Raw genomic sequence first — 10,624 nt, forward strand, 5'->3', positions numbered from 1 at the left:
GACGAGCAGCGGAGGGCAGTGACAATGACCGAGGGCAAATCCGCCAAGCCGCCCGCAACAGACAGCGAGTGCCGGGTCGGTCTGGTCGTGGTCTCCCACAGCCGCGCGCTCGCCCTGGCGGCCGTGGCGCTGGCGGGGGAGATGCTCCATGGCCGCCCAGTGAAGATCGAAGTGGCAGCCGGTCTTGACGTCACGACCTTCGGTACCGACGCCGTCAGCATCATGCAGGCCATCGAACGGGCGGACGGCCCAGGCGGCGTCGTGGTCCTCATGGACCTCGGCAGCGCGGTGCTCAGTGCCGAGCTGGCGCTCGACCTGCTACGGGACTCCAGCATCCGCGATCGTGTGACGCTGTCGCCGGCCCCTCTCGTCGAAGGGCTCATCGTGGCCGCCGTCGCCGCGGCGGGTGGCGCAAGCAGGGCAGAGGTCGCGACTGAGGCGCGGAACGCGGTGATGGGTAAGGCCGCGCACCTGTCGCCCCCGGAGCCCGGAGTCGCGCCCGAGCCGGACGACGAGGCGCAGGCCGTCGTCGGAGTATTTTCGGTGGCCAATCCCCACGGCCTGCACGCTCGACCGGCGGCCCGACTCGTGAGCGAGGTGCGCGCTCTCGATGCGTCGGTCCAGCTGAGGAACCTCACCACCGGCGCCGGGCCCGTCCCTGCAGCCAGCCTGAGTCGAGTGGCGACGCTGACGGCTCTGCAGGGTCACGACGTCGAGGTTCGTGCCACCGGGCCGCAGGCTCAAGAGGCCGTCGAGCACGTCCTGGCCCTCGCCGGGCGAMGGTTCGACGAACCCCCCGAGCAGGTCCCAGCTCGACCTGCTCTGCCCCGACCCGCCCCCCGCCGCAGCGGACCGCTGCCAGCCTCCCCGGGAATCGCGATCGGCCAGGTCCGCCGCCTGAGCGCCGCGCCCGTCGATCTCGATGGACACCCCGCAGGGGAGCCGGCCGCGGAATGGCGGCGGGTCCTGGAATCGGTGGCGACCGTGCGCCGTGAGATCGAGCACGTCCGGATTCTCACCGAACGGGAAGTCGGGCCCGACAAGGCCAGCATCTTCGATGCGCACCTGTCCCTCCTCACCGACACCGAACTCCTCGGCGACGTCAAGGCACGAATTCGCCCCGGCACCGGCGCGGTTGCCGCCTGGGCCGGCTCACTCGCCGACATCGAACGTCAGTGGGCCGAGCTTCCCGACCCCTACCTCAGGGAGCGAGCCGCCGACGTCCACGCGGTCGGAGAGCAGGTGTTGCAGGCTCTGACCGGCCAACCAGCCCGCCGGATGACGGGAGAGGGTGTGCTGGTTGCCAGCGACCTCACGCCCGCCGAGACCGCCGGCTTGGACCTCGCTCTGGTGACCGGAGTGGTTCTCGCCCAGGGGAGTCCGACGTCGCACGCGGCAATCTTGGCGCGGGCCCGCGACATCCCGGTCGTCGTCGGGGCCGGTCCCGAGGTGCTGGGGATCGCCGAAGGCAGGACGATCCTCCTTGACGGCGGTACCGGTGCCCTGCACCTCGACCCGGCACCCGAGCTGATCGAGGAGTACCAGCGCCGGGCCGCAGAGGCCGCACAGCAACGCGTTCGGCAGGTCGCCCTGGCCGACCAGCCTGCGGTGTCCCGTGACGGCACGCGCATCCTCGTCGCTGCCAATCTCGGGTCATTGAGCGACGCGCGTGCCGCGCTCGCGGCGGGGGCGGACGGCGCCGGACTGGTGCGCACGGAGTTCCTCTTCCTCGACAGGACCGCCGCTCCCGACACCAACGAGCAACAGAGCCAGTACGACTCCATCGCCGCGGCCATGGACGGTCGGCGCATCACCCTGCGAACCCTCGATGTCGGCGGTGACAAGCCACTGCCCTACCTGCCCATGCCACACGAGGCCAACCCGTTCCTCGGCCAACGCGGCATACGGCTGAGCCTGACGCACCGGGACCTGCTGCGCGAACAGATGGCCGCCATCTGCCACACGGCGCGTCACTCACCGACCAGCATCATGCTGCCCATGGTGTCGACGCCCGACGAGCTGATCGAGGCGCGACAGGTCCTCATCGAGGCTGCCGGATCATTGGGCCTGCCTTCGGGTCTTCAGATCGGCACGATGATCGAGGTCCCCTCCGCTGCGCTCAAGATCGAGGCCTTCCTGCCCTACGTCGACTTCGTCAGCATCGGCACCAACGACCTGACCCAGTACACCCTGGCGGCCGAACGTGGGAACGGCGCCGTGGCAGCCCTCTCAGACGCCCTCGACCCGGGTGTGCTCCGCCTGATCGACCACGTCTGTCGAGTAGTGAATGGGCGAATCGACGTTGCTGTCTGTGGCGAGGCCGCTTCCGACGAGCTCGCCATTCCGGTCCTGGTGGGGCTCGGCGTGCGAGAGCTCAGCGTCTCGCCTCCCGCGGTGCCCAGGGTCAAGGCGGCCATCCGTCAGCTCAACGTAGAGCAGTGCGCGTCCCTGGCGGGGCAGGCGCTCACGTTGCCCGGCGCCAACGAAGTCCGCAAGCTCGTCCTCGCCAGCATGGCGGAGACGCAGGGCGACCCGGAATCAGGAGCCCGGACCGGAAGTCGTGTCGAGACACGATGACGTCGTCCTGCGCCGTGAATGCCGCCATCATCGTGGCAACCGTCGCCCTGACCGGCGACAAGGTGTTGGCCCTGATGTAGAGGTGATCGGGGGTGTGGCCGCACTCTGTTGGCTCGGGCTGGGAGCTCTTGCACAGCAACGGACCATGCTGCGGCTGTCGCTGGAGACCGACACGGAGTCGGGACAGCTCCCGCTGCGCCAAGGACGGGCGATCGGCTGGTTCGCTGAGGCGCTCGAACCCTTGGCCGCTCAGCTCGGCGCTGACGGCGTACGTCGTCTGGCCATCGCGGTCCGGGCTGTGAGCGGGATCGAGTCGCTGGTCTGGTTCACCGACATCGCCGGCCTGACGCGCGAAGCGGCCGTCGAACAGATGGTCTGGTCAGCCGTTGCCTTGGTTCGTCGTGCCGCCCGGGGCGTCTGAGGAGCGGGCGACGAAACCCCGGGAGTCATCCCTGGTCATGGACCGCAAGAGCCGCATCGAGGGTCGGGTAGAGCTGGAGCACCTGATTCAGCCCACTGAGGGTGAGCAGCGTCAGTGCCCGCGAGGACGCGTTCGCGATCCGAAGCGAACCTCCTCGCTTTCGGAGGGTCTTGTGGTGCGTGACGCACATGCCGAGGGCGCTGGAGTCGAGGAATGTAACGGCATGCAGGTCCAGGATCAGGTCTCGGTGCCCGTCGATCGTCTCCTGCATGGCCGCCCTCAGTGCAGGCACCGTCTCGTGGTCGAGCTCACCCGCGACGCGCACTACCGGGATGTCGCGACTCACGTCGATCGACAATGTCATGTTCACGTCTGCCCCACTCTCGAACGACCGCGGCAAGAATACTGTGCCGCCACGTGCCCGTCTGCTACTGCGGCGCCCGGTGCAAGCCTAGGAGCGGAGAGACACCGGTGGTCCAAACGCTGTCTGGTTCATTCACGAGGGTGTCACCATCGATCGTCTTGCGACGACTCGCGCAAATGTCGGGCATGGAGGTCTGTGAGGGTGCACGATCATCCAATGAATCGGGACGCGCCCCTTGACTACCGCGCGGTCTTTGACGCCCTTCCCAACCCGTGTGCGCTACTCAGCCCGGACCTCAAGATCCTGGATGTGAACACTGCCTATTCGGGTGTCGTCGGCCGCACGCGACGCGCCCTTGTGGGGCGTGACCTTCTAGACGTGCTGCCGGCAGGTTCGCTTGAGTCTCTCGCAGGCGCCGCGGATCAAATTCGCGAATCCCTGGAGCGTTGCCTGTCCACCGGTCGGCCGCAGGTCCTACCCATGCAGCGCTACGACGTGCGAATCGACACCGCACCACAATCGCCCCCCGCCACGCGCTACTGGATCAGCACGGCCACGCCCATCAAGGGTCCGGCGAATGGGGTGGTTGCGCTCTTGCACAAGCTCCAAGACGTGACCCCCGTGGTGCTGTCCATTGCCGCCGACTTCGGCGCGACAGCAGGGCTGTCGAGCCTGAACCTCGAGCAGCACTCCGATCTGTTCGGCTTGGCGCGGGAACTGCAGACTGCGAACGCACTCCTGCGGGAGGCCGAAGACCGCGAACGCACGACAAGCCTGACCCTGCAACGTGCGATGCTCCCGGCCAGCATCCCCGAAGAGGCTCGTGAGCGCGTTGCGGCGCGGTATCTGCCCGCCAGCAGCTCCCTGAGTGTCGGCGGCGACTGGTATGACGTGGCCGCGCTGCCAGACGGGCGGCTAGCGGTCGCGGTGGGCGACGTCGTGGGTCAAGGACTCCAGGCGGCTGCCGTGATGGGTCAGCTACGCAGCGCCCTGAGTGCCGTGACCGTTGCCGACGTGGGACCCGCAAATGCCCTGAGGGTTCTGGACCGGTTCGCTCGACAAATCGAGCAGGCGACGGCAACCACGGCCGTCAAAGTCGTCCTCGACCTGCAGCTGCACACCGCGACCTACAGCAGCGCGGGCCACCTGCCCCCACTGCTGCAACACAACGACGGCAGGATCGAGGCCCTGGATCAGGCCCTCGGTCCACCGCTAGCCGCTACCGCCGAAGCCGACCCCCGCCCGCAGGCAGCCGTCCACTTCAGCCCCGGATCCAAGTTGGTCCTCTACACCGACGGCCTCATCGAGCGCCGTAGTGAAGACATCACGCAGGGCCTCGCTCGCCTCGTTGCCTGCCTGGCCGCCCACCCCGGCCTGGGCCCCGAAGCCCTGATCGACACCATCGTCACGGCCGTCCTTGAACCTCAGTCCGCACCCGATGACACCGCTGTTCTGATCATTGAGCTGTAGCAATAGACGATCACGAGCCTGCCGCCTTTGCGGATAACAGGGGTTCGAGTCCTTCGCCTGCCGCTCCCGAGGCTCGGACACGGCTGGAGTATCGACAGCGGAGGGAATTTGAGCGGCCGAGCCGGGGCCCGTGTACCTGCGGAAGACAATGGCTTGTCGGAGCGGCTCGCACCGTGAGCGGCCATCCGGTGGCCTTGCGATCTTCAGGCGTACCGGAAACGCGCAGGTCAGGTTGCGAAACGCCCAGAACGACGAGTAACAACCAGCACCAACTGCACGCCTCCAGCAACAATGGGAGCGCCACCCGGTGTGAGCTCTCATCTACGCCGGAACCGGGGAAATGCTCCGCGAGCTCACTCTCGGCCAGCGAGGAACTACCAACCCCTCGGCAGACCACCCGGCCCCCAACCAACAACCAGAAGGCCGGACCCAAAACCTGGGTCCGGCCTGTCCGGGATCCCTTGAGAGATCACGATGGTGCGCCATCAGGGACTCGAACCCCGAACCCGCTGATTAAGAGTCAGCTGCTCTGCCAATTGAGCTAATGGCGCGCGAGGAGAGACCTTAGCAGGACGAGGCGGGCGGGGTGAAATCGGCTGACGTCACGACTCATTCGCCCGGATCGTCGCCGGAGCGCCGCCTGCCGGAGGCGACCAGGGCAGTCCCGCCAGCCAGGGCGAGAGCCGCGACGCCGACGGCCAAACCGATCCGCAGACCGCGGCCATTGCGGGCGTCCCCGGAATCGTCGGCGAGGGTTGGCGCTGGGCTTGCGACGGCCGTGGTGGAGGGCGCAGGAAGCGGCGTGGCCGACGGGGCGTCGGTCGCGGTCGCCGAAGCAGCGGCGGCTGCCACCGTGAACGTGGTCTTGTCAGAGACCGGGTGTCCGTCCTCGCTCACGACGCGGAACGCGACGGTGTATCGGCCGTTGGGAAGATCGGCCTCCAAGACCTGGGTGACCGTGACGCCGTCGACCACCGCCCTGCCCGCGGACACCGCACCCTGTGGTCCGGTGACCGTCACGGTCGCAAAGCTGGTGCTGATGGGCTCGTCGAAGGTCAGCACGACCCGCGTCGGCGCCTTGTCCACCGAGGAGCCGTCCTTGGGGGAGACCGACGTCAGCGCCGCGTGGGCGTCGGCCCCGGTCGCCATGACGATCGAGCCGAGCACGCCCAGCAGCAGTCCGAGGATCGCCACCCAGACGCCGATCCGGATCGTCCTGCGCTTGCCCTCGGAGTCCATGAACACCCGACCATCCTGCCGGACGGAGGCGGGAGCCGGTCCAGCACCCTTGAGTCGCACCGCGAGAAGGGCGCCAGCGACTCCCTGAGCCAGTTCGCGCGTCAGCCGGCCTCTCGCACGAGCCCCTCGACGTGCCACACAACCCCGTGGCGGGCGTGGACCGCCGTGAGCCCGCGTTCGCGCAGCACCGCGAGCATGGCCTCGGGCGGGTGGGTGAACGTCTTGAACGGACGACCGATCAGTCGCAGCGCGGCATTCTGCGACCAGACGAACGCGCGTGTGCCGACGTTGCGCGGAGGGTGGCTGAACACGAGCAGGTGCCGCGTGTGGTCGGCGGCGGCGCCCAGCAGTCGTTCGTAGTCCGGGTAGCAGCAGACCACTCGGTGCAGCACGACCACGTCGGCCACCTCCACCTCCTCCGGAGCCTCGACGATGTCGTGCAGCCGTCGCTCCATGCGGTCGGCGAGGCCGGCTTCCTCCGCCAGCGACCGCGCCGGACCATCGTAGGCCGCGACCAGCTCGAGGTTGGTCGTGTGAGCGGCGCCGCGGCGCAGCAGCTCGAGCTGCATCTCGCCGACACCGCCTCCGATCTCGAGGACCGAGGCCCCCGTCAGCCCACGCCCGGCCAGGAAGTCGACCATGTCGCGCTCGGTCGAGCCCAGCCCGCGCTTGCGGTAGCGACGGGCCACTCGCCGGGCGAAGCGGGGCCCGAAGATCTTGTCGTACCCCTGGGGGTCACAGCAGCCCGGCATGTGCCCAGTCTCCCGTCACCGGACCACGAGCACCAGAGCACGACGAAGGCCCCTGACCATCCCGGTCAGGGGCCTTCGGTATGGGGTGAGCGACGGGGCTTGAACCCGCGACCCCCGCGACCACAACGCGGTGCTCTACCAGCTGAGCTACGCCCACCATGCGTCACGACCGGACAATGCCGGCCGCGGAAGCGACGCCAATAGTACCCGTTCCGAAGCGGTGCTCGTGACCACCCCGGCAGACCAGCGAGTCGGTGCGGGACGCGCCGTCCATGACTCGGCGGCATACCCAGGGTGTCGCTCGTGGGTCAGCTGTGGTTGACCACGTGCCGTGCCGCGATGCCCCTGGCCGTGTCGCTGTCGGGGCCTGGGGGTGCCACGAAGACCGCCTCGCGGTAGTAGCGCAGCTCGGCGATGGACTCACGGATGTCGGCGAGCGCTCGGTGGCCGCCGGACTTCTTGGGCGAACCGAAGTAGGCGCGCGGGTACCAGCGTCGCGACAGCTCCTTGATCGAGGACACGTCGATGATGCGGTAGTGCAGGTGGGCCTCGAGCTCGGCCATGTCGCGGGCGAGGAAGTTGCGGTCGGTGCCCACGGTGTTGCCGCCCAGCGGAGCCTTGCGCGGCTCGGGCACCCACTCGCGGATGTACGAGAGGACCTGCTCCTGCGCATCCTCCATGGTCGTGCCGCCTGCCAGCTCATCGAGCAGCCCCGACGTGGTGTGCATGGTGCGGACGAAGTCGTCCATCTGCACCAGCGCCTCGGCCGGGGGCGTGATGACGACGTCGACGCCGTCGCCGAGCTGGTTGAGCTCGAAGTCGGTCACGAGCGCCGCGACCTCGATGAGGGCGTCGGCCTCCAGGGAGAGCCCGGTCATCTCGCAGTCGATCCAGACGATGCGGTCGTTGACGGAGCGGTCGGTGGGGGTGGCAGTCACCGGACCACCATATTGCCCTGTGGTGACAGGGCGGCGCCGCGGCCGCCTCGACTACCCTGCCCGTCATGAGCTGGGGACCAGAGCAGAGGTATGCCGCGGACGCGTCGCCCGCGGGTGGGCGGGGGTCCGTGCCGTCCTCGCAGGGGTCCACCGGCGGGACCGGTCGCGGCAGGCTGCGCGGCTGGCTGCTCGTGGGCCTGATGGTGGTGGGGTTCGGGCTGGCCGCGATCGTCCTGTCCGTCTACTACGGGGCGACCCTGGGCCTGGTCACGACCCTCCTGGCCGTGGTGCTCGCGGCCATCCCGCTCGGCATCGTGATCCCCACGTTCCTGTGGCTGGACCGGTTCGAGGCTGAGCCGTGGCGTTATCTCGTCACGGCGTTCCTCTGGGGCGCCCTCGTCGCGGCGCTCGCCGCGGGGGTCTTCAACACGGGGGCCAATGTCGCGTTCCAGGCCGCCACCGGTCGTGACGACGACGCGATGCTCGCCACGGCCGTGTTCTCGGCGCCGCTGGTGGAAGAAGCCTGCAAGGGGTTGCTCGTCCTGCTCGTGTGGTGGTTCCGGCGTCGCGAGTTCGACGGGATCATCGACGGCATGGTCTACGCGGGGGTGGTCGCGGCGGGCTTCGCGTTCACCGAGAACATCCAGTACCTCGGGATGGCCTACGACCACGGTGGCGACGCGTCGCTCACCGGCACGTTCATCGCGCGCTGCCTCTTCACCCCGTTCGCCCACCCCATGTTCACCGTGCTCACCGGCATCGGCATCGGGATCGCCGCCACGACCCGCAACCGCGGGCTCAAGGTCCTCGCACCTGTCGGTGGCTACCTCCTCGCGGCACTGTCCCACGCCGTGTGGAACCTCGCGGCCATCACGGGGGGAGCGGGGCTGCTGTCGGTCTACCTCCTCGTGGAGGTGCCGATCTTCGTCGCCTTCGTCGCCCTGGTGATCTGGGCACGCCGCCGAGAGGGGCGCCTGATCGGCCGCCACCTCAGCGAGTACGCCGACGCCGGATGGCTGTCGCCGAGCGAGGTCCACATGCTCTCGACCATGAACGGGCGCCGGTCCGCCCGGGTCTGGGCGAGGACCGCTGGGGGCCGGGCCATGCTGCGGTCGATGCGCCGATTCGAGGACTCCGCGAGCGAGCTGGCCCTGCTCCGGGCACGGATGCACCACAGCGCTGCCGACGAGCGCGCGCTGGAGACCGAACGTGACCTCTTGCAGACCATCACTGCCAGCCGCAGGGACTTCCTCGGGGCGTACTAGCGTGCAGCGGGTGCGCACCCTCGAGATCGCTGCGACCATCGGCCCGGACCTCATCGCGCTCCGGCGCGAGCTGCACCAGATCCCCGAGGTCGGGATGTCGTTGCCCCTCACCCAGCAGGCCGTGCTCGACGCCCTGGCCGGACTGGACCTCGAGATCACCGTGGGGGAGTCGCTCTCCTCGGTCGTCGCCGTCCTGCGGGGCCGCGGAGGTGCGGGGCGCGCCAGCGAACCCGGGCGCGGCGGGCGGCCGGTCGTCCTGCTCCGCGGGGACATGGATGCCCTGCCCGTCAGCGAAGACCTGCCGCTGGAGTTCGTGTCACGCCACCAGGGCCTGATGCACGCGTGCGGCCACGACCTCCACGTCGCGGGACTCGTGGGCGCCGTGCGCATCCTGCACGAGCTGCGCGACCAGCTCGCCGGCGACGTCGTGTTCATGTTCCAGCCGGGCGAGGAGGGCCCTGGCGGCGCGAAGCCGATGATCGACGAGGGACTGCTCGAGGCGGCTGGGAGGCGCGTCGACGCGGCATACGCCCTGCACGTGTATTCCTCCGAGCACCCTCTGGGGACGTGGTTCGGGCGCCCGGGGCCGCTCATGGCGGCGGCCGACGAGGTCAGGGTGCGCGTCGTCGGCGAGGGCGGTCACGGGTCCCAGCCTTTCCGTGCCAAGGACCCGATCCCGGTGGCATGCGAGATCGTCGTCGCCCTCCAGACGCTGGTCACGCGCCAGTTCGACGTCTTCGACCCGGTCATCATCACGGTCGGCAAGTTCGTCGGCGGCACCAAGGACAACATCATCCCCGACGACGCCGTCTTCGAGGCGACCGTGCGCAGCCTCTCGGAGAAGGCCAGGGCCGAGGTGACTCGCAAGATCGAGCTGCTCGCCACCAGGCTCGCCGAGGCGCACGGGCTGACGGCGGAGGTCGAGCACCTGCCGGGCTACCCGGTGACGGTCAACGACGAGGCCGAGTACGCGTTCGCCAAGGACACGATCGTGGATCTCTTCGGCGCGGAACGCTACGCCCACCAGCGCAACCCGGAGATGGGCGCGGAGGACTTCTCCTTCGTGGGACAGCTGGTGCCGAGCGCCTACGTCAACCTGAGCGCCTGCCCTGTCGCGGACTTCGACTCGGCACCGGACAACCACTCCCCGCGAGCAGACTTCGACGACTCCGTGGTCCCCGACGGCGCGGCCTTGTTGGCCGAGCTCGCCCTGCGGCGCCTGGCGCAACTGAGTGACGAGTGGCGCTCGTCCTAGACTCTGCGCCATTGCCCCCGTAGCTCAGCTGGATAGAGCAAGAGCCTTCTAATCTCTAGGTCGCAGGTTCGAGTCCTGCCGGGGGCGCTCACGGCTGTGTACGACTTCGCCTGATGCTTGACGTTTGGGCTTCGGTTGATGCCTGACAGTGTTTCGGTTGATGGTTGACACCTACTTCGGCTGATCCTTGACACTCCCTTGATGAGGGAGATGAGCGTGGCTGAGCAGCGGTACAAGGCGGTTCTGGCGGTCATCAGTGACGGCCGCACGGTGAAGGAGGTCGCGGCCGCCTGGTCGGTCTCGCGGCAAACCCTGCACGAGTGGTTGGCCAGGTACGAGCTGG

At 68.8% G+C, this 10,624-nt stretch carries 10 protein-coding genes and 3 tRNA genes; 7 read left to right on the top strand and 6 right to left on the bottom strand.

Annotated elements, in window-relative coordinates:
- The first annotated feature begins 24 nt into the window (after positions 1-24).
- On the top strand, positions 25-2,577 hold the full coding sequence (gene ptsP / locus AC1DXJ_RS13200; RefSeq protein WP_477615286.1) for a phosphoenolpyruvate--protein phosphotransferase: 2,553 nt from the start codon (positions 25-27) through the stop codon (positions 2,575-2,577).
- A gap of 145 nt (positions 2,578-2,722) precedes the next feature.
- On the top strand, positions 2,723-2,998 hold the full coding sequence (locus AC1DXJ_RS13205; RefSeq protein WP_477615287.1) for a hypothetical protein: 276 nt from the start codon (positions 2,723-2,725) through the stop codon (positions 2,996-2,998).
- A 25-nt stretch (positions 2,999-3,023) separates the two neighbouring features.
- Here the strand turns inward: AC1DXJ_RS13205 and AC1DXJ_RS13210 are convergent, their stop codons facing one another.
- On the bottom strand, positions 3,024-3,362 hold the full coding sequence (locus AC1DXJ_RS13210) for an STAS domain-containing protein (protein ID WP_477615288.1): 339 nt from the start codon (positions 3,360-3,362) through the stop codon (positions 3,024-3,026).
- Between the two features lie 216 nt (positions 3,363-3,578).
- On the opposite strand from AC1DXJ_RS13210, the gene AC1DXJ_RS13215 reads away from it, so the two are divergent.
- Positions 3,579-4,832, top strand: a complete 1,254-nt coding sequence (locus tag AC1DXJ_RS13215) for a PP2C family protein-serine/threonine phosphatase (protein ID WP_477615289.1) — start codon at positions 3,579-3,581, stop codon at positions 4,830-4,832.
- A gap of 475 nt (positions 4,833-5,307) precedes the next feature.
- On the opposite strand, the gene AC1DXJ_RS13220 is transcribed toward AC1DXJ_RS13215, so the two are convergent.
- The 5 genes from AC1DXJ_RS13220 to orn all read right to left on the bottom strand — a co-directional run bounded on the left by AC1DXJ_RS13220 (position 5,308) and on the right by orn (position 7,761).
- Positions 5,308-5,383, bottom strand: a tRNA-Lys gene (locus AC1DXJ_RS13220).
- A 58-nt stretch (positions 5,384-5,441) separates the two neighbouring features.
- Complete coding sequence (locus tag AC1DXJ_RS13225) at positions 5,442-6,071, bottom strand: copper resistance CopC family protein (RefSeq protein WP_477624420.1); 630 nt, start codon at positions 6,069-6,071, stop codon at positions 5,442-5,444.
- Positions 6,072-6,172: 101 nt separating this feature from the next.
- Positions 6,173-6,823: a methyltransferase domain-containing protein gene (locus AC1DXJ_RS13230; RefSeq protein WP_477637155.1), complete on the bottom strand. Its 651-nt coding sequence runs from the start codon at positions 6,821-6,823 to the stop codon at positions 6,173-6,175.
- Positions 6,824-6,904: 81 nt separating this feature from the next.
- A tRNA-His gene (locus AC1DXJ_RS13235) sits at positions 6,905-6,980 on the bottom strand.
- Between the two features lie 151 nt (positions 6,981-7,131).
- Positions 7,132-7,761 carry an oligoribonuclease gene (gene orn / locus AC1DXJ_RS13240; RefSeq protein WP_477624413.1) on the bottom strand — a complete coding sequence of 210 codons (630 nt, stop codon included), beginning with the start codon at positions 7,759-7,761 and terminating at the stop codon, positions 7,132-7,134.
- A gap of 65 nt (positions 7,762-7,826) precedes the next feature.
- Between orn and AC1DXJ_RS13245 the strand changes: the two genes are divergently transcribed.
- The 4 genes from AC1DXJ_RS13245 to AC1DXJ_RS13260 form a co-directional block, all read left to right on the top strand.
- Positions 7,827-9,026 (top strand): PrsW family intramembrane metalloprotease, encoded by a 1,200-nt coding sequence (locus tag AC1DXJ_RS13245; protein WP_477624414.1) that lies wholly within the window; start codon positions 7,827-7,829, stop codon positions 9,024-9,026.
- 10 nt (positions 9,027-9,036) lie between these two features.
- The gene (locus AC1DXJ_RS13250) at positions 9,037-10,281 is read left to right on the top strand and encodes a M20 metallopeptidase family protein (RefSeq protein WP_477637156.1); all 1,245 of its coding nucleotides are present in this window, start codon (positions 9,037-9,039) and stop codon (positions 10,279-10,281) included.
- 13 nt (positions 10,282-10,294) lie between these two features.
- Positions 10,295-10,368 (top strand) — tRNA-Arg (locus AC1DXJ_RS13255).
- Between the two features lie 114 nt (positions 10,369-10,482).
- On the top strand, positions 10,483-10,624 hold a 142-nt coding region (locus tag AC1DXJ_RS13260), incomplete at its 3' end, for a helix-turn-helix domain-containing protein (RefSeq protein WP_477637158.1).

It is taken from the genome of Pedococcus sp. P2_D9, assembly GCF_056404275.1.